General features: G+C 60.4%; 16 protein-coding genes. 4 read left to right on the top strand and 12 right to left on the bottom strand.

What is annotated here, in order from left to right:
- Position 1 precedes the first annotated feature (1 nt).
- The gene (locus D8U70_RS01785) at positions 2-2,611 is read right to left on the bottom strand and encodes an EAL domain-containing protein (protein WP_130928181.1); all 2,610 of its coding nucleotides are present in this window, start codon (positions 2,609-2,611) and stop codon (positions 2-4) included.
- A 220-nt stretch (positions 2,612-2,831) separates the two neighbouring features.
- On the opposite strand from D8U70_RS01785, the gene D8U70_RS01780 reads away from it, so the two are divergent.
- Entirely contained in the window at positions 2,832-5,036 is a 2,205-nt protein-coding gene (locus D8U70_RS01780; protein ID WP_130928180.1) for an OsmC domain/YcaO domain-containing protein, read from the top strand.
- A gap of 318 nt (positions 5,037-5,354) precedes the next feature.
- Here the strand turns inward: D8U70_RS01780 and D8U70_RS01775 are convergent, their stop codons facing one another.
- From D8U70_RS01775 to D8U70_RS01765, 3 genes are all read right to left on the bottom strand, one after another.
- Positions 5,355-5,849, bottom strand: coding sequence for a PaaI family thioesterase (locus D8U70_RS01775; protein WP_130928179.1), 495 nt, complete (start codon positions 5,847-5,849; stop codon positions 5,355-5,357).
- Between the two features lie 8 nt (positions 5,850-5,857).
- Positions 5,858-7,015, bottom strand: a complete 1,158-nt coding sequence (locus D8U70_RS01770; RefSeq protein WP_016774431.1) for a GGDEF domain-containing protein — start codon at positions 7,013-7,015, stop codon at positions 5,858-5,860.
- A gap of 105 nt (positions 7,016-7,120) precedes the next feature.
- Complete coding sequence (locus D8U70_RS01765) at positions 7,121-7,369, bottom strand: hypothetical protein (protein ID WP_056785124.1); 249 nt, start codon at positions 7,367-7,369, stop codon at positions 7,121-7,123.
- A 167-nt stretch (positions 7,370-7,536) separates the two neighbouring features.
- Here D8U70_RS01765 and D8U70_RS01760 point away from each other — a divergent pair, with 167 nt between their 5' ends.
- Both D8U70_RS01760 and D8U70_RS01755 read left to right on the top strand, forming a co-directional pair.
- A complete protein-coding gene (locus D8U70_RS01760; protein ID WP_051600691.1) occupies positions 7,537-8,178 on the top strand; it encodes a class II glutamine amidotransferase in 642 nt (213 codons plus the stop codon).
- A gap of 85 nt (positions 8,179-8,263) precedes the next feature.
- Positions 8,264-8,605: a hypothetical protein gene (locus D8U70_RS01755; RefSeq protein ID WP_076563236.1), complete on the top strand. Its 342-nt coding sequence runs from the start codon at positions 8,264-8,266 to the stop codon at positions 8,603-8,605.
- Between the two features lie 874 nt (positions 8,606-9,479).
- Here the strand turns inward: D8U70_RS01755 and D8U70_RS01750 are convergent.
- The 5 genes from D8U70_RS01750 to D8U70_RS28105 form a co-directional block, all read right to left on the bottom strand.
- Positions 9,480-10,436, bottom strand: a complete 957-nt coding sequence (locus tag D8U70_RS01750) for a 2-hydroxyacid dehydrogenase (protein WP_130928178.1) — start codon at positions 10,434-10,436, stop codon at positions 9,480-9,482.
- Between the two features lie 31 nt (positions 10,437-10,467).
- On the bottom strand, positions 10,468-11,226 hold the full coding sequence (locus D8U70_RS01745) for an SDR family oxidoreductase (RefSeq protein ID WP_122880747.1): 759 nt from the start codon (positions 11,224-11,226) through the stop codon (positions 10,468-10,470).
- 33 nt (positions 11,227-11,259) lie between these two features.
- Positions 11,260-11,952, bottom strand: a complete 693-nt coding sequence (locus D8U70_RS01740) for a fumarylacetoacetate hydrolase family protein (protein WP_125916076.1) — start codon at positions 11,950-11,952, stop codon at positions 11,260-11,262.
- Between the two features lie 98 nt (positions 11,953-12,050).
- Complete coding sequence (locus tag D8U70_RS01735; protein ID WP_056785134.1) at positions 12,051-13,400, bottom strand: MFS transporter; 1,350 nt, start codon at positions 13,398-13,400, stop codon at positions 12,051-12,053.
- Between the two features lie 104 nt (positions 13,401-13,504).
- Entirely contained in the window at positions 13,505-13,636 is a 132-nt protein-coding gene (locus D8U70_RS28105; protein ID WP_277751262.1) for a hypothetical protein, read from the bottom strand.
- 306 nt (positions 13,637-13,942) lie between these two features.
- On the opposite strand from D8U70_RS28105, the gene D8U70_RS01730 reads away from it, so the two are divergent.
- Complete coding sequence (locus D8U70_RS01730) at positions 13,943-14,875, top strand: AraC family transcriptional regulator (RefSeq protein ID WP_024012697.1); 933 nt, start codon at positions 13,943-13,945, stop codon at positions 14,873-14,875.
- An 8-nt stretch (positions 14,876-14,883) separates the two neighbouring features.
- On the opposite strand, the gene D8U70_RS01725 is transcribed toward D8U70_RS01730, so the two are convergent.
- From D8U70_RS01725 to yghU, 3 genes are all read right to left on the bottom strand, one after another.
- Positions 14,884-16,077: a GAF domain-containing sensor histidine kinase gene (locus D8U70_RS01725; protein ID WP_122708021.1), complete on the bottom strand. Its 1,194-nt coding sequence runs from the start codon at positions 16,075-16,077 to the stop codon at positions 14,884-14,886.
- Between the two features lie 126 nt (positions 16,078-16,203).
- On the bottom strand, positions 16,204-18,372 hold the full coding sequence (locus D8U70_RS01720; RefSeq protein ID WP_122699177.1) for a TonB-dependent siderophore receptor: 2,169 nt from the start codon (positions 18,370-18,372) through the stop codon (positions 16,204-16,206).
- 269 nt (positions 18,373-18,641) lie between these two features.
- Positions 18,642-19,481, bottom strand: a complete 840-nt coding sequence (gene yghU, locus D8U70_RS01715) for a glutathione-dependent disulfide-bond oxidoreductase (RefSeq protein ID WP_122751395.1) — start codon at positions 19,479-19,481, stop codon at positions 18,642-18,644.
- Positions 19,482-19,723 lie beyond the last annotated feature (242 nt).

Here is a 19,723-nt window from a genome sequence, read left to right as displayed (position 1 = left end):
TTCACGTCACCCGACCTTTTTTGCTCACCAGCGACAGTCGCGAAGCCCGTAGCAGATCAGCAAAAGCCGCCTTGTCGATCGGCCGACTCATGAAATAACCCTGCACCTCGTTGCATTGATCTTTACCGAGAATCGCCAGTTGCTCCTCGGTCTCGACGCCTTCGGCCGTCACCGTCAGTCCCATGGCTTTGCCCAAACCGATGATCGCCTGCACCACGGCACGGTCGTTGGTGCCGCTGCTGATCGAGGCGATAAAGCGTTTGTCGATCTTGATCCCGTCGAACGGATAAGCGCGCAGATAACCGAGCGACGAATAACCGGTGCCGAAGTCGTCCATGTTCAGACGTACGCCGAGCTCCTTGAGCTGATTCATGGTGGTCAGCGCGCCATCGGTGTCGTTGAGCATCACGTTTTCGGTGATCTCCAGCTCCAGACGGCTGGCCGGGAAACGCGTATCCACCAGCACTTCACGAACATCCTCGACGACATCGCTGAGGGCGAACTGCGCAGGCGAGAGGTTGACCGACAGCAGAATGTCATGGGGCCATTCCAGCGCGGTTTCGCAGGCTTCGCGCAGCACCCAGCGGCCCAGCGGGACGATCAGGTCGGTCTGTTCGGCCAGCGGAATGAACACGTCCGGCCCGAGCAGGCCCTGGGTCGGATGCTGCCAGCGCACCAGCGCCTCCACCGAAACGATGTGCTTGCCATCCACCTTGTAGCGCGGCTGATAGTGCAGGACGAATTCGTTGTGCTTGAGCGCATGGCGCAGGTCATCTTCCATTTGCCGACGCGTCTGGATCTGGTCGCTCATGTGCGCTTCGAAGTAGCACCAGGTGTTCTTGCCGTCGGATTTGGCCTGATACAGCGCGATGTCGGCGTAGCGGATCAGATCGCTGGCGACGAAACCGTGCCGACGACTCAGGGCGATGCCGACACTGGCACCGATATGCAGCGGATGCTGTTCGTAGAGGATCGGCTGATGCAGGCTGCCGATCAGCCGTGTGCAGAATTTGTCGATCTCGTTATGGCTGTCCATGCCATTGAGCACCACGACGAATTCATCACCACCGAGGCGGGCGACGAGGTCGTGCTCGCGGGTGCATTCGCGCAGGCGCGTGGCGACTTCCTGGAGAACCGCGTCACCGGCAGGATGGCCGAGGGAATCATTGATCGGTTTGAAGTTGTCCAGATCGATCATCAGCAGCGACAGCGGTGGCGAGTGCTCTTTCAATAGCAGCACTTCATCCAGATAACGCGCCAGTTTGTTGCGGTTGGGCAGACCGGTCAGGGCGTCGTGCATCGACAGGTGCTGGATCTGCGCATGGGCGGCGACTTCGTCGGTGATATCGCTGGCAGTACCGCGATAGCCGACGACGCTGTCCTTGTCGAAAATCGGCCGCGCCGAGAGCCGGCAGTGGCGTGGCTGCCCGGAGTGATCGCGATAAGTACAGCGCAAATCGCCGGCGCTGTTTTCTTCGCTGAGTTTGCGCAGCCACAGCTCCAGTGGCGTGGTGTCGCAAGTCAGTAATTCGCCGATGTCCTGGCCAAGCCACAGGGCTTGCGGGTAGCCGGTGACTTCGCTGAAGCGCGCCGACAGATAGGTCAGCGCCAACTGATCATCAACTTCCCAGATCCAGTCCGACGCCGCTTCGGCCACGGCGCGAAAGCGTTCTTCACTGGCTTCGAGGGCATGATTGGCTTTCTCGAGTGCCTGATTCGAGGCCTGCATGGCATGAATGCTGTTGTCGACGTATTGCGATGAGCGCAATGCATGGCGGAAAAAATAGGCGGTGAGCAGCATCAGCACCAGAAACGTCGCGCCGAGCGGCGGCACCAGCGTCCACAGCAATTGTTGACCGGGCCGTTGCAGGTCGGCGACCAGGCTGTAGCCGGTGCTGTCGAGGGGCACGCTTGGATGGCCTTTTTCAATGGTGTCGTCCGGGACCAGGGTCAGGTTCGTCAGGCCATAACCGCTGCCGATCTTGCGCAGTTTGGTCGGGGTCAGCTTGTCGACGAACACCAGCACCGAGGTGTTTCTCAGTTCATCCAGCGGACGCTCGTCGTTGGGAATGATCGCGGCAGCGGTGATCAGCGCCGGCCAGCCTTCGAACAATGAATAACTGCTGATCGGCTTGGTCAGATCAGGCTGACTCAGCACCTGCTCGACCAGCGCCGAGGCGGGCGCTTGCAGTACGCTGGAGACGTCGGTTTCAACCATCTGCCCGCGAATCACCGCGTACTTGGTGCGATTGCGATCGAGGACGAAAACGCCGTCGTAGCCGTCGCTGGTGAACAGGGTCTTGCCCATGTTCTGTTCGGTATAGGCCCAATCGACGTCGATCGGCCCGCTCAAGGCTTCATAGGCGCGAGTCCAGTAGGCGTAACTGGTGATGTAGTTTTTCGACGCGGTGATGCGGTTTTCCACGGCGCGCACGGAATAGAACTGGTTCTGTTCCAGATCTTTCGCGTCAAGGGTATTGGCGATGCCAAGCAAGGTGCTGATCGCGGCGATGACACCCGCAACGAACAGTGCGCCAACGGCGATGGCCAGGCGCCGGGTCACGGCGCGTTGCGGGGTGGGGATTGGCTGCGCAGGGAGAGTAACGGCCATGTGCTCGTCCTTGATCCGGTGTCTTCTGAATCTAGAACAATGGCGAGCGCACAATGTTCAGATTGTTGTTATTGGTATCGCCTGGATTTTTTCAAAGTGTAGCGAATCCGTTGGAATTTCCAGAACCGCCGGCCAGCGGCGAATCCCGAAAGGGCGAGACTTCCCGCACAAAAACCGGATAATGGCCGCCATTCGTTTAGCCGTATTCTGGTAATCCCGCATGGAAATCAAGGTCAACTTTCTCGACAACCTTCGACTTGAAGCCAAGTTCGACGACTTCACGGTGATCGCCGATCAGCCCATTCGCTACAAGGGCGATGGCTCGGCACCGGGGCCGTTCGACTACTTCCTGGCGTCGTCGGCCTTGTGCGCGGCTTACTTCGTCAAGCTGTACTGCGACACCCGCAACATTCCGACAGAGAACATTCGCCTGTCGCAGAACAACATCGTCGACCCGGAAAACCGCTATAACCAGATCTTCAAGATCCAGGTCGAATTGCCCGCCGATATTTCGGACAAGGATCGCCAGGGCATCCTGCGTTCCATCGACCGTTGCACCGTGAAGAAAGTGGTGCAGACCGGCCCCGAGTTCATCATCGAAGAAGTCGACAACCTCGACGCCGATGCCCAGGCCTTGTTGATGCCTCAGTCCGATTCCCAGGCAGGCACCTACATCGCCGGCAAGGACCTGCCGCTGGAACAGACCATCGCCAACATGTCGAAGATCCTTGCCGACCTCGGCATGAAGATCGAAATCGCGTCGTGGCGCAACATCGTGCCCAACGTCTGGTCGCTGCACATTCGCGATGCGCATTCGCCGATGTGCTTCACCAACGGCAAGGGCGCGACCAAGGAAGGCGCACTGGCGTCGGCGCTGGGCGAGTTCATCGAGCGCCTCAATTGCAACTTCTTCTATAACGACCAGTTCTGGGGCGAAGACATCGCCAACGCCGAATTCGTCCATTACCCGGACGAGAAATGGTTCAAGCCGGGTCCGAAGGACGAATTGCCCAGCGAGATTCTCGACGACTACACCCTCGGCATTTACAACCGCGACGGCGAACTGCGCGGCTCGCACCTGTACGACACCAACTCCGGCAACACCCAGCGCGGCATCTGCTCGCTGCCGTTCGTGCGCCAGTCGGATGGTGAAGTGGTGTACTTCCCGTCGAACCTGATCGAAAACCTCTACCTGAGCAACGGCATGAGCGCTGGCAACACCTTGGCCGAAGCGCAGGTGCAGTGCCTGTCGGAAATTTTCGAGCGCGCAGTCAAACGCGAAATTCTCGAAGGCGAAATGGCCCTGCCGGACGTACCGCAAGAGGTACTGGAGAAATACCCGAGCATCCTCGCCGGCATCAAAGGCCTGGAAGAGCAGGGCTTCCCGGTGCTGGTCAAGGACGCCTCGCTGGGCGGTGAATTCCCGGTGATGTGCGTGACCCTGATGAATCCGCGCACCGGCGGCGTCTTCGCTTCCTTCGGCGCGCACCCTCGCCTGGAAGTCGCGCTGGAACGCAGCCTGACCGAACTGCTCCAGGGCCGCAGCTTCGAAGGGCTCAATGACTTGCCGCAGCCGACGTTCTCGGGGCAGGCAGTGACCGAACCGAACAACTTCGTCGAGCACTTCATCGATTCCAGCGGTGTGGTGTCGTGGCGCTTTTTCAGTGCCAAGCCAGACTTCGAATTCGTCGAATGGGACTTCTCAGGCCAAGGCGAAAACTCCAACGCCGAAGAAGCCGCGACCCTGTTCGGCATCCTCGAAGACATGGGCAAGGAAGTCTACATGGCGGTCTACGAGCACATCGGCGCCAAAGCCTGCCGCATCCTCGTGCCGGATTACTCGGAGATCTACCCGGTCGAAGACCTGATCTGGGACAACACCAACAAAGCCCTGCAATTTCGCGCCGACATCCTCAACCTGCACAACCTCAGCAAAGTCGGCCTGCGCAACCTCGTTCAGGGCCTGGAACGCAGCGAGCAGGACGATTACACCGATATCACCACGCTGATCGGCATCGAGTTCGATGACAACACACCGTGGGGCAAGTTGACGATTCTGGAACTGCGCCTGTTGATCTACCTCGCGCTGCAGAAGTTTGACGAGGCCAAGGATCTGGTTGAGGCATTCCTGCAATACAACGACAACACTGTTGAGCGTGGCTTGTTCTATCAGGCTGTGAATGTGGTGCTGGAGATGGAGTTGGACGAGGATCTTGAGCTGGAAGACTACGAGGCCAACTTCCGCCGGATGTTTGGTGACGAGCGTATGGATGCGGCGATTGGTTCGGTGAATGGCAGTGTGCGTTTTTACGGTTTGACGCCAACGAGCATGAAGCTGGAAGGGCTGGATCGGCATTTGCGCTTGATCGAAAGCTATAAAAAGCTGCATGCGGCGCGGGCGGGTGTGGCGGCTTTGTCGCGTTAAAAAGCTGCTCAGAACGTTTCGCTTTCGGCTTGAGTGTGGCTGCGTGGCTTGAACCGCAGCCCCTCACCCCAGCCCTCTCCCGAGGGAGAGGGAGCCGATTTTCAAGCTTTTCAGAATTTGTGTTCGACTCGGTTTCCCAGGTCGGCCTATTTCCACCAGACACCTCGGTCAATCCCCTCTCCCTCTGGGAGAGGGCTAGGGTGAGGGTTTTTTCAAGATTTGGGTTCGGCTCGGTTTCCCAGGTCGGCGTATCTGCACCAAGCACCTCGGTCAGTTCCCTCTCCCTTTGGGAGAGGGCTAGGGTGAGGGGCTTTGGCTTTAGCGGCCATGCGCTGCATCCGCCAACTGCCCCGTATCCACCCGCACAAACACCGAATCACCCACCGCCGTCAGCACTTCCCCGGCATACACTTCGCAAATCACCCGGGTCTTGCGCCCGACTTCACCTTCGACCCGTGCACGCAAGAGCAGCGGTACGCCCATCGGCGTTGGCTTGATGAACTTGATCCCAAGGTTACCGGTGACGCAGTCGATGCGCGGCAGGCTGCCGGCTTCGCGGTTTTCTGCGCGGTAGTGCCAGGCCATGGCGGTCCAGTTGGAGTGACAGTCGACGAGCATGGCAATCAGCCCGCCGTAAACCAGATCCGGCCAGCCGCAATATTGCGCTTCGGGCACATGCTCGGCGATGACGTGGCTGCCGTCCTCATCCCACCGACTTTTTACGTGCAGGCCTTGCGGATTGCGGCCGCCGCAGCCGTAACAAACGCCTTCGGGGGCGGCGAGGTCTTGCAGCGGGGTGGCGTGGCTGGACATGGCTGGGGTCATCCTGGAGTGGCGAGGCCGGACAGGCGCAAGCGGTTGCGTCCGCCGCGTTTGGACTCGTAGAGCGCGGCGTCGCCAAGTTCGATCAGCGCCGCGAGACTGGCCGGCGGTTTGTCGAACAGGGTGGCGCCGATGCTCAAAGTCACCGCAGCGGACGTGGGATAGGTGTGCGACGCCAAGGCCAGAAACTGTTCGCGCAAGGCATTGCCCAGTTCAAGGATAGCTTCGGCTGAGGCATTGTTGAGCAGCATCAGAAACTCGTCGCCACCCAGCCGCGCCGTCAGCGCATGGGGCGGCAGCTGGGCGCGGATCATCTCGCTCAGAGCAATCAGCAAGCGATCACCGGCGATATGCCCGTACTGGTCGTTGACCAGTTTGAAGTTGTCGATATCGATCAACAGCAGCGCACCCGGTCTTTGCGCGGAGACACCGGCCAACAGGCGTGGCGTGCGTTTTTCCAGGGCACGGCGGTTGTAGAGGGCCGTGAGTGGATCGCGCTCGGCGAGGCGGGCGATCTGTTTTTCCCGGCGATAACGCTCAGTGCCGGTCATCGACAGGGCGATCAACATGATCGCCATCGCGCCTTCGACCAGCGAAATCTGAATGATCTCGCCGCGAAACGCCGCCAGATCGATCAGCGTGCCGGGGATCACCACGGTCAGGGCCTTGGCCACATAAAAGATGCCGTGGCCGAGCAGCACATAACGCAATTGCACCGCGCCCACGCTCAACGACTTGCCGTGTGGACGCAGCAGCGAACTGGCCTTCAGCGTGGGGATGGCTACCAGCAGCGAGTTGGCCACCAGCATGGCCTTGGACCACAGCGGGCCGTCCGGCATCATCAACATGATCAGCCACGTCGCGAAAATCAGGTACCACGCCGGCGACAGTCGGGTCTGGGTGAAGCGCGCCACGCCGAGGAGGAAGAAGAAGTGCGCGGTTACCAGCAAGCCGTTGGCGAACCAGATGCCCAGTAGCAGAAATCCGCTGCTGCGCAGCAGAGCGAGGGTGGAACCGATGGTGATGGTGGCGAAACCGGCGCTCCAGAACAGTAGCGAAGGCTCACGGATGCTGCGCCACTCGACCGCCAGGTACAGCGCGGCAGCGGCTGCGAGGGCGATCGTGATGGTCAGCATCGTTGGCGGGTCGAGCGGCATTTCCGGGCAGGCCTGTCTGTATGGCAATAGGCCTGCGATTGTAAGCGTTTGGTCAGGTTTTTCGCAGGGGGCGTGTTGCCGGGCAGACCACTGGCGCTTCAGCGGTCACTCTTGCGGGCTTAGCCAGGTGTCTACCACGCGGCGATCGAGCTCTTCCCAATAGGCCATGCCCAGCACCCGCGTGGTATTGAGGCCGCGCAGATAACCGCGCAGTTGCTGGGCAGTGTCGCGGATCAATTGCGCATCGCGGGTGTTTTTGTCCAGCAGGACGCTTTCGTACTGCACCAGGTATTCGGCTACGCGGTCGCGATATTCGGGCAGCACGGCGTCACGGATCAGATCAAACGTTCTCAAGGCGAGACCCTCATCATTTTTCTTGGATGTATCCAGTGTGCATCAGTCTGCGCGACACGCAACTATTGCTGGAAGTAATAGTGACCATCAAGAAACGCAAGTTCTGCTTTGCCGGCGATCGGCGGAAAATCGCCTCCATCGAAGACGCAGCTCAAGGAAATTGCGCGATGAACATTCTGACTCGACTGGCAATGATCGCCCTGCTGATGGGCGGGGTAGTTACCGCACCGGCTTACGCAGACGACGCCCGGTCTTGTCACCTGCAACCCATCGCCGCCAGCGCCTCGGCGTTGCAGCACACGCAGACCGTGGGTGTGTTGTTGAGCGAAAACACGTTGCAGAACCTGCAATACCTGGAGCGCTACCACGACATGGCGCTGAACGGTGCGAAGGACGCACTGGACTCGCGAATCCGCGACGCCTTTGTCGGCAGCTCCGACCCGGAACTGGCCCTCGACTGGCTGGTGAGTTCGCTGCAACAGCAGTTCGTCTCGGTGACCGTCTACGACAACCTCGATGCGCTGGTTCAGGCCCATCCGGACGTGGTGGTCAAGCTCGACACCTTCAACCGCTTGCTGACTCAGCGTAACAGTTTGGTCGAGGCGCGCTTCTCTGCACGGTTCTACGACGCTGACCTGCAATATATCGGCAAGGCCGAGGGGGCGATTGAGCAAGAGTTGCCTTCGGTCTGGGTGCACAACCAGGCGGCGCCGCAAATCGCCGCGCAGATCAATCAGCAACGTGACCTGCAACTCAATGCGCTGAAGCAATTCGATGTGTCGCTCAAGGCCCTGGTGGCGTCGAGCTGATTCTTAAAACGTAAATGGCAACGGCGGCGCCGTGAAGTCGAACCGTTGCCGGTTGAACCGAACCTTTATTTTCAGGATTTACTCCATGCGTCCTTTATTCGTGCCAGCCATGGCTTTTGTTTCCCTGTTGCTCGCCGGTTGCGCTTCGGCGCCGAACGATCCGACCCTGACCTTGCAGACCAGCAAGACGCCGGCGCAATACGCCGATTGCGTGGTGCCGAAGTTGCAGGACAGTGCGTTGAATCCGACGGTTTCGCAGAGTCAGCGCAGTTATCGGATTGTGGTGCCGAGCAAGGTCTCGGCGGATAACGTGCTGGAGGCGTACAAGGCGGGGAAGGGCGGCAAGGTGTTCATTTATGAGCGGCATTTGCTGGCGTCGAATTTGTTGCCTTCGAGTTTTGAGCGGGCGGCTCAGGAGTGTATTTGATCTGAGCGCTTGACGGGTTTTGACAGAGCTCCTTTGGTTGGCCGCAACCAACCAATTTTTTCGCCCCACACTGGTTTTCGGTTGTGGGGTTTTTTTTGTGTTCTTGGCGGCCTTTGGGCCGACCATGCTCTTCGGGTTTTGGGTGTATATCCGTTTCTGCGGGTGTGGCCGATTACGGTTCCGCTCTTACAGCGGGTCACTTTTTCAAACGCCAAAAAGTAACCAAAAGGCTGCGCCCTGACGTTCGGCCCGCTCGCTGGGGCTCGGGGTACCTTCGCTCCGGGACTGATCCGGGCGCAGCGGCTACGGTTTGCTTCGCTGCACCTCCTTCCGCTGTGTACGACTGCGTCGTACGGTCGCTGCGCTCCCACGCCCGGATCAATCCCTCCGCTCAGCCTGCCGACGGGCTCCAGGATCAAGAGCCACTCGAGCTTGCGCTCATTGTATTGAGTGGTGAAAGCAGGAGGCGGATTGCTTTTGCTTTTTGCTTTTCTGTGGGAGCGAGCTTGCTCGCGAAGGCGGCCTGACAGCCGACCGTTTTCTCACTGAATGCATCCGATCAAAACTGTAGGAGTGAGCCTGCTCGCGATGGCTGTGTATCAGGCAACACGATGATGATTGGGGAGTGTTGTTTTGTCTTGCGATCCGGTTTCTCCAGGGACGGCCCTCACCCTAACCCTCTCCCAGAAGGAGAGGGGACTTGGTCGAGGTGTTTGTTGAAGATGCGCCGACCTGAGACTCTGCGTCGAGCTCGTTCTTGAATTCAACGAAGATCGGCTCCCTTTCCCCCTCGCCCCCTGGGGGGAGAGGGCTGGGGTGAGGGGGCTGGGTTTCACTGATTCAACGCAATCTGCAGCCTATCCCAAACAACCATTCACCCCGTCACACACCCAACCGGCACTTTCCCCGCAAACGTATCAACCAGACTCGCCACCACCATTTCCCCCATCCGCGTGCGAGTCTGCAATGTTGCGCTGGCCCGATGCGGTTGCAGAACCACTTGTTCATTACCAAACAACGCTTCCGGCACATTCGGTTCATCGACAAACACATCCAGCCCAGCCCCGGCGATTTCCCCAGCCGAAAGCGCGGCTACCAGATCCGCCTCGTTCACCAGTTTGCCCCGGGCGACGTTGATCAGATAACCGTCCTCGCCCAGCGCTTGCAGCACTGGCGCGTCAATGATCGCTTCGCCCTTGTCCGCCGCGGCGGCGAGGATCAGGGCGTCGCTGTCGCGGGCCAGTTGTTTGAGGTCGGCGACGAAGGTGTGGGAGACGTCGCTCATCGGTTGCAAGTCGGTGTAGCTGATCGGGCAGCCGAAGGCGGCGGCGCGGGTGGCGATGGCGCGGCCGACGCGGCCCATGCCGACGATGCCGATGCGCATGCCGGAGACTTGTCGGGCCAAGGGCAGCGGGGCGAGTGGGGTCGGGCTTTGTGGCCATTGGCCGGAGCGCACGTAGCGGTCGCTGGTGCACAAACCGCGACAGACCGAGATGAGCAGGCCGATGGCGAGGTCGGCGACGTCTTCGGTGAGGGCGCCGATGGTGGCGGTGACGCGGATGCCGCGGTCGCGGGCGTAGGCCAGATCGACGGCGTCGGTGCCGACGCCGTTGACCGCCACGACTTCCAGGTTCGGCAGTTGCGCCATCAGCGCCTGGCTGATGCCGGTGTGGCCGCCGGTGATCACGCCACGGATGTTGGCCCCGTGTTCGTTTATGTAGGCGGGTTTGTCCGCTTGCTGGTAGTAGCGGCGTACGGTGAACAGTTCGTCCAGGCGCGCGGTGATTTCCGGGATCAGGATCGGGCTCAGTTGCAGGATTTCTGGCTTCATGGCTACCTCGTTACGCAATAAAAAGGCCGGCTCAACCGCGGCCGGCAAACGGCATGGCGCTGGCCATGACGGTCATGTTCAGGACGTTGGCTGACAGCGGCAGCCCGGCGATGTAGCGCACTGCATCGGCGACGTGTTTGACGTCGACCATCGGCTCGACGGCGATGCTGCCATTGGCCTGGCGTACGCCTTTGGTCATGCGCACCGACATTTCCGTCAGGGCATTGCCGATGTCGATCTGGCTACAGGCGATGTTGAATTCACGGCCATCCAGCGCCAGGGATTTGGTCAGGCCGAGCACGGCGTGTTTGCTCGCGGTGTAGGCGCTGCTGAACGGGCGCGGTGTGTGTGCGGAAATCGAGCCGTTGTTGATGATTCGTCCGCCCTGCGGCTGTTGTTTGCGCATCAGCCCAAACGCGCCGCGAGCGCAGAGAAAGACACCGTTGAGGTTGGTGTCGATCACGTTGCGCCATTGCTCGAAGGTCAGCTCGTCCAGCGGCACGGCGGGGGCGTTGACGCCGGCGTTGTTAAAGACCACATCGAGGCGCCCGTAGACCTCGGCAATGGTCGCGAACAGCACGTCGACACTGGCCGGGTCACGCACGTCGGTGGGCACCGCCAAGGCTTGATAACCCTGGCTCTGCGCCAGTTCGGCCAACGCTTGCAAGGGCTCGGGCCGGCGTCCGGCGAGCACGAGGGTGAAACCGTCAGCCATCAGGCCCAGCGCCACGGCGCGGCCGATGCCACTGCCGGCGCCGGTCACCAGCGCAACTTTCAAAGAGGTCGTCATAGTGTTGTTCTCCTTTTTTCTTAATCCGCAGGATCAGGGCCGTGGGCCGACGCGCATTTCCAGGTGGCCGATGCCGTCTATGCCAGCGCTGATCACGTCGCCCGGTTGCAGGCTGTCGACGCCGGCGGGGCTGCCGGTCATGATCAGGTCGCCGGCGCGCAGGGCCACGGATTGCGAGATGCGGGCGATCACTTCACTGACCGACCAGATCTGGCTGTCGAGGTTGTCGCGCTGGCGTTCTTCGCCGTTGACGTTCAGCCACAACTCGCCCTCGGGATGGCCGCTGCGGCTCACCGGGACGACGGCAGTCATCGGCGCGGCGCCGTCGAACACCTTGGCGCCTTCCCACGGCAAGCCGTTGCTCTTGGCTGCGCGTTGCACATCGCGGCGAGTCAGGTCGAGGCCGGCGGCGTAGCCCCACACGTAGGCGAGCGCTTGATCCTCGGGGATATTGGCGCCGCCTTCACCGATGGCGACGACCAGTTCGATTTCGTGAACGAAGTCCTCGCACACTGTCGGGAAGGCGATGTCGCCGACGGCATCGACCACGCAACTTGCCGGTTTCATGAAAAACACTGGCGGCTGGCGCGACTGGCCTTGAGTGTCCGGCCATGGGTAGTTGCGGCCGACACAGAACACCCGGCCAACGGGGAAGCGCTGCTCGGTGCCGAGCACCGGCAAGGTCACGGGCAGATCCGGGGTAAAGACGTATTCAGTCATGTTCATCCTGCGGGTCATCCTGTTTGAAAGGGCAGCGTACGGCGGCTGGCGTCGGTGAAGTTGGACGAAAGCCGCCTGCGTTTGGACAAATCCGGGTTCTTGCCTCAGCGCACCTTCAGCTCGATGCGATACAGGCGTCCGAGCAGTAACGAATAGGAGAGGGTGCCGATCAGCGCGACGCCGCCGATAAACCAGAAGGCATAGGCGAAGGTGCCGGTGGCGTGGACGATGGCGCCGATCACGATCGGCGTGACGATGCCGCCGATGTTCGCCGCCAGGCTGGTAATGCCACCGGTGAGACCGATCAGCTCTTTCGGCGCGACTTCCGATACCGCAGCCCACGACGAGGACGCGATGCCTTGGGCGAAGAAGGCGATGGTCAGCACGGCGATGCAGATCAGGTTGGAGTCAGTGAAATTCACCAGCACGATCGACATGCCCAGCATCGAACCGACCACCAGCGGCAACTTGCGCGCAAACGACATCGAGTAGCCGCGACGGATCAGCAGGTCGGAAACGATGCCTGCCAGCAGAATCCCCACCGTGGCACCGACGAAGGGCAGCACGGCGAAGATCCCGGCCTTGATCATGGTCAGTTTGCGTTCTTCGATCAGGTAGGTCGGGAACCAGGTGAGGAAGAAGTACAGCGCCGAGGTGCTGGCGAACTTGCCGATGCAGATCGCCCAGATCTGCCGATAGCTGAACAGCTCGGCAATCTGCCGCCAGTTGAAGCGGGTGCGCTCCTGGCTGCTCTTGACCAGACCGCCGCCGGTTTCGATGTACTTCAATTCTTCCTGGCTGACTTTCTTGCAGTTCAGCGGATCGCGATACAGGTACAGCCACAGCACACCGAAGACGATGCCGAGTGCGCCGGTGCTGTAAAACACGTGGCGCCAGTCAAAAGTGGTCGCCAGCCACAGCAGCGCGCCGGTGAACAGCGCCGTGCCGAGGTACTGACCGCACACGTAAATGCTGCTGGCCATCCCGCGTTCCCGCGCCGGGAACCACACCGTCACCGCGCGGCTGTTGGCCGGGAAAGCCGGGGCTTCCATGGCGCCGACCGCCAGGCGCAGGCCGAACAGCGAGGCAAATCCCGTGGCGAAACCTTGGCAAACGGTGACGGTCGACCAACTGATCAGCGATACGCCGTAGGTGAAGCGCGAGCCAAATCGATCAGCGATGAAGCCGGCCGGCACCAGCGCCAAGGCATAGGTCCAGGCGAACGCGGAAAAGATCAGGCCCATCTCGATCTTGTCCAGGCCCAGGTCCTTGGCCATGAACGGCGCGGCGATCGAGATGTTCACCCGGTCGATGTAATTGATGATCGTCGCGATCAGCAGCAGCGACAGCATGAACCAGCGCCGCCGCGTAGGCAGACGCTGCGCCGAAACGGCATCGCGTGCACCGGCGATCACCGGCGGCACCGTGGCACTGGAAGAATGGGAGTTGGACATGCGGAGACCTCGTTATTGTTAGAAGAGTCGAGATTTTTCGAGCAGCCGATGCCGTTGCCCGCAACGTGTGGGGCAAGGCAATCGAACGGGTTGCAGCGCGGCGTTCAGACGTTCAGGAACGTCTTTGTGCGATTGATTTTCAAGGGGAGGTCGGGCAGGGCGGCGAGGGGAAATAGCAGGATCATGACGTGCGCACCTTTGATTGTTTTTGAAAGAGGTTGGGCTGCGTTGGTCATTACAGTGGTCGTACAACGGTTCTAAATCAACCGATGGGTTAGAACGTTTTTTCTTGAAAAAAGCGGGTTTGGCGAACGTGTCCAAAAAGATAAATACGATTTGTCTTGAGAATAAAGATCAGGTTTAGATCTCAAGTTGCTGAAAAATAGCGACTAATTGTATTTTTATAGTAATGCGGTTTTTGGACAGGCACATGGGGAGGCTTCATTCAAAAAAGACAATGTCATCGTATGACTCATTGCCGCCCACCTCCCAACCCTGCAAGATGACAGGCGTCACCTCACTGCCCGGAGGACCTTCTGCCCATGTCTTCACCCAGCCGTATCCCGACCTACGTCATGCAGCAACGCAGCGAATTGACCGATTTCTACATTCGCGACAAAAAGGGGCGGCGCGCCGAAACCGCGCCTCACCGGCACGAGTACTTCCAGATCCAGATCAACCTCGGTGGCGACACCGTTCAGCACATCGGCAGCGTCCAGCGGCCATTCCCGCGCAACACCCTGGCGTTCATCCTGCCGCACCGCGTGCATGTGATTCCGCATCCCGCAGACAGCAATTTCATCGTCATCAATTTTTCCCAGACGTTTCTCTTGCCGCATCTGCAATGCGACCCGATGGATCTGGAAGAGGTGTCAATCCTGCTCGCGCCGGAGCTGTCGCCGTTCCGCTTTCAGGAACATCTGGATTTCATTTTGGGCGATGAGGATTTCGCTCAGGTCTGCGGCCTGATCGAACAGATGCGCGCACTCGATGAGAACCGTCAGTTCGGCACGCGGGAAATGCTCAAGGGCTTGTTGCTGCAGATGATCGGCAGCGTGTGTTTTCTCTATGCCGAGCCGCTCAAGCGCTTGGCAGAAGAGAACGCCGCCGAAAACAGCCGTCGCGACGCTTTGAGCCGCATGTTCGAATACTTGCGCAAGAACATCGCCGATCCTGATCTCAACCTGATCAAAGTCGCCGCTGCGACCTATCTGTCACCGACCTACCTGACGCACTGGCTGCGCAAAGAGATCGGCAAGACCTTCACCGAGCTGGTGCTGGAGCGGCGCATGCACGCGGCGCGCAACTTCCTCCTCAACAGTACGCGCTCGGTGGGCGAAGTGGCGCGGTTGTGCGGGTTCGCCGATGAGGCCTATTTCTCCCGGCGGTTTCGCCAGATTCATGGCCAGCCACCGGGGCAGTTCCGCCGCCGCCAGCTCAACCCGGACACGCCGCAGACGCCACTGAATACTTAGGGCGGCGCTCAGACCCACTTGAAGCGGGCAGGGAAGCGCGCGACAAAACAGGTGCCCGTTTCACGGTCGGACGTCACGCTCAAGGTGCCGTTGTGCGCATTGGCAATCTGCCCGGCGATGTACAAGCCCAGTCCCAACCCTTCATGACGCTGGCCTGCTTCGGAACGGGAAAACGGTTCGAACAGCAGCGGCATCAGCGCAGGCGGGATCGGCGTGCCCTGATTGGTCAACGAAATAACGATTTCGTCGCCCTCGGTAAAGGCTTTGAGCACGATCGGTTCGGCCGTGGAACCGTGGGTCACGGCGTTGCCCAGCAGATTCGACAACAGTTGGCTGATGCGCAGCGGGTCGCAATAGACCCCGGCCGGCACCTCCAGCGAATCAATAAACTTCGCCTGCGGGTACGCCACCTGGATTTCTTCCAGGGTCTGGCGCAGCGTTTGCTGCAAATCATCGACCAGTTTGCGCTGCACCGGGATGCCACTGCCGAGCCGACCCCGGGCAAAATCGAGGATGTTTTCGATCAGCACGCCCATGCGCACCGAGCTGGTGCGAATCGCCGACAGCAGCGTGCGCGAGCGCTTGTCCTCGACTTTGCCGTCCAGCAGATCGGCACTCATGCGGATGGCACTGAGTGGCGTGCGCAAGTCATGGCCCAGTACGGCGATGAACTGCTCGCGCAGACGGCCCATTTCGTTGGCATTGGCCAGCGCGGTTTTGGTCGCGTGCAAATGGCCTTGGGTATCCAGGCTCATCGCAATCAGTTGGGCGAAGAGGGTGAGGGTCTTTTCGATGGCCGGGTCGTCGAGGTTCGCCGGCACCGAATCAATGGCGCACAGCGTGCCGAAGAACTCGCCATCGGCCTTGATGATCGGAATCGAAATGTAGCTTTCCAGACCATAGGTTTTCGGCGTGTGGTGCGTGGAGAAAACCGGGTGCTGGCTGGCATGGCCGAAGATCACCGGCTGATGGTGCTGACGGATCTCATGACAAATCGTCGATTCCAGCACCAGTTCGCCGCCGGGCAACAGGCCGAAGTCAATCGAGTCATCCACGGCGCAGGCGATCCACTTGCTCTCGGTGACCCGCGCTACGGCGGCGAAGCGCATACCGGTGATGTGCTTGACCATGCTCAGGATCACCGGCACAGCGTCGATGCTGCCGATGGCCTGGAGGTCGGAGGAGAAATCTGTCTGGGGCATGGCCGGTGCTTCGCGAAAGTGTCGCCAGAGACTATCGGTAATTGCCGGCCTTGCCTAATGAACCTGCAAAAAGGGCGCCGGGAAAACTCCCGGCGCTCTGTGTGGTGCTTGCTGAGCGCTATCGCCTCAGAACTTGTACTTGGCCGTCATCATGTAGCTGCGCGGGGTGCCGTAGTTATCGGTCGAGCCCCAGGTCACGTCGGTGCCGATGGAGGAATAGTACTTGCGGTCAAAGATGTTGTTGGCGTTGACCTGCAGGTCGAGGTGCTTGTTGACCTCGTAACCGGCCATCAGGTCGGTGACCGCGTAGCCGCCCTGTTCAAGGCGATAGCTGCCGCCGTTGGCCAGGGCGATGTCGTTGTACATGCGGCTCTGCCAGTAGACGTTGCCGCCCACGCGCAGTTTTTCCAGCGGGCCTTTGAAACGATACACGGTGGAGACCTTGAACAGGTGCTCGGGCATGTCGGTGTCGAATTTCTGGTTATTGTTGGCCGGGTTTTCGTCCTTGATGTAGTGGGCGCGGGTGTAGGTGTAGCCGGCGCCGACTTGCCATTGCTCGGTCAGTGCCCCTTGCAGTTCCATGTCCACGCCTTGGGCGCGAACCTTGCCGGAGGTTTCATAGCAGGTCAGTTCCGGGCAGCCGAGCTGGGTTGCTGCCTGGGTGGCGCGGTTGGTCTGGTCCATCTGGAACACTGCCACGCTGCCGTTCAGCGCGCCGTCGAAATATTCGCCCTTGATACCGACTTCGTAGTTTTCACCGACGATCGGCTCAAGCACTTTGCCGCCGAGGTCCTTCTGGGTTTGCGGGGTGAAGATGTCGGTGTAGCTGGCGTAGACCGAGTGATGGTCATCGAGTTTGTAGATCAGGCCGGCGTAACGGGTCAGGTTGCGCGTGACCTTGAAGTCACCGTCGGCACTGCGATCGTCGTAGTCATACCAGTCCAGACGACTGCCGAGGATCAGCGTCAGCGGATCGGCCAGGCTCAAGCGCGTGGTCAGGTAAACCGCGTCCTGGGTGGTGACGTTGCGCGACTTGCCGCTACGGACGAAGTCAGGCTTGGGCGCGGCGATCGGCAGGCCGGTGTCGTAGGGCGCGTATTCCTTGGTGGTGGCGTCGTACACGCGATTGCTCGCGCCGACTACCAACTCGTGGGTGCGGCCGAACGCTTCGAACGGGCCGCTGGCGAAACCGTCGAAGGCGCGTTGCTTGTCGGTGTGGTGCGATTGGTAGGCGGTGGTTTCCAGCGGGCCGTCGTAGCGCGACAAATACGTGCCGGAGAATTCGCCTTCGGTTGTCGAAGTGGAACCGCCAACATGCAGTTTCCAGTCGTTGTCGAAACGGTGTTCGACTTCACCGAATACGGTGTCGACTTGCAGCTTGCGGTTTTCCCAGTCGGTGCCCGGGTAAGTGGAGCGGGGCAGGTCGAGGTGGTGGCCGTCTTCGCCGATCGGCAGGCCGCCCCAGAAATAGTTGGTCTGATCGTTCTGCCGGGAGAAACCGAGGGTCGCGGTGGTGCTGTCGCTCAGGTCGGCTTCACCGATGGCGTAGAACAGGCCGTGATCGTTTTCTTCCTTGTCGCGGAAACTGTCGGCGCCCTGATACGACGTCACCACCCGGCCACGCAGGGTGCCGCTGTCGTTCAGCGGGCTGGAGGCATCGACCTCGCCACGGTAGTCATCCCAGCTGCCGGCGGCGCCGGTGAGGGTCACGCGCTGATCAGCGGTCGGGCGTTTGCGCACCATGTTGATCGCCGCCGACGGGTTGCCGGCACCGGTGACCAGGCCGGTCGCGCCACGGACGATTTCCACCCGATCAAACATCGCCAGGTTCGGTTGCACCGCCAGGGTGTACGGCGAATACGAGCTGGGCAGGCCGTCGTACATGATGTTGTCGATGTCGAAACCGCGCGCCTTGTAAGTCTGCCGCCCCGGACCGCTGGCCTCGCTGAGGAACAGCCCCGGCGTGCCGCGCACCACGTCGTTGACGCTGGTCATGTTCTGGTCGTCCATGCGCTGACGAGTGATCACCGTCACCGCCTGCGGCGTTTCGCGCATGGTCAGCGACAGCTTGGTCGCGGTCTGCATCGGGCCGGTGGTGTAGGACTGCGTGTCTTCGCTGGTGCTGCTCATCTGCGTGGCGCCGATTTCGGTCGCTTGCAGTTCCAGCGGGCCATTGGTGGGCGCAGTGGCTGCGGTTTCTTCAGCCAACGCAGGAGCGATGCTGGCCATGCCGATGGCGATTGCGAGGAGGTTAGGTGAAAGGTTCGAGCGGCGGTGAATGGTGTGAAACGACATCTATCTGCTTCCCCAAGATTTACCCAAACGAAACTAATGCGAGTGCATGTAAGAATTATTCGCATTAGTATGTCGGAAGTTTCCGGGGGAATAAACCCGTACGAGTCAGTTAGTTAATGATTTTTTCACAATTGGATTGATGGCCTTCGGACGCAAATGTGGGAGCGAGCCTGCTCGCGAAGGCGGTGGGTCATTCAACAGATTCGTTGTCTGATACTCCGCTTTCGCGAGCAGGCTCGCTCCCACAGGGTTATGCGGTTTTTTTGAAATCAGTCCAGATCCTTCGCCCCATGCCGCTCCGGCACCTGACTGTCTTCATCACCCCAGGTGCGATTCACTCGCTGCCCACGCATGACCGCTGGCCGCTTGGCGATTTCTTCGGCCCAGCGCTGCAGATGGGTGTACTCATGCGCGGCGAGAAACTCCGCCGCCGAGTAAACGTTGTTGCGCACCAGTTGCCCGTACCAGGGCCATACGGCGATGTCGGCGATGGTGTAATCGTCGCCGGCCAGATAGGCGTTGTCGGCGAGACGGCGGTTGAGCACATCCAGCTGCCGTTTGGCTTCCATGGTGAAGCGGTTGATCGGGTATTCGAGCTTCTCCGGCGCATACGCGTAGAAATGCCCGAAGCCACCGCCCAGATACGGCGCCGAGCCCATTTGCCAGAACAGCCAGTTGAGGGTTTCGGTGCGACCGGCCGGATCCTTGGGCAACAAGGCGCCAAACTTTTCCGCGAGATACAGCAGGATCGAGCCGGACTCGAACACCCGGATCGGCGGCTCGACGCTGCGATCCAGCAGCGCCGGGATTTTCGAATTCGGGTTGACCTCGACAAAACCGCTGGAGAACTGATCGCCCTCGCCAATGCGGATCAGCCACGCGTCGTATTCGGCCTCGCTGTGGCCGAGTGCGAGCAACTCTTCGAGCATGATGGTGACCTTGACGCCGTTGGGCGTGGCCAGCGAATACAGCTGTAACGGATGCTTGCCGACCGGCAGTTCCTTATCGTGGGTCGGCCCGGCGATCGGCCGGTTGATGCTGGCGAAGTGGCCGCCGGAAGGGGCTTCGTGTTTCCAGACCTTGGGCGGAACGTAAGACGCATTGCTCATGAAACGGACCTCGTCGATGCTGGGAGAGAACAGGTAGACACCGTATCTCGAAAGGATTGAGAACACTACCTTGTGGGAGCTGGCTTGCCAGCGATGACGGCGGCACATCCAGCATCAATATTGGCTGACCCACCGCAATCGCTGGCAAGCCAGCTCCCACAGGTTCGGAGTCAGGCACAAATCTCCCGTGGGAGCGAGCCTGCTCGCGAAGCGTCGGCAGTGTCGCCGCGCCTAATGGCTCC

It is taken from the genome of Pseudomonas sp. Sample_20 (assembly GCF_004307585.1).
GTDB lineage: Bacteria > Pseudomonadota > Gammaproteobacteria > Pseudomonadales > Pseudomonadaceae > Aquipseudomonas > Aquipseudomonas atacamensis.
Note: the sequence above shows the minus strand (reverse complement) of the source record. Positions and strands in the feature narration are given on the sequence as shown.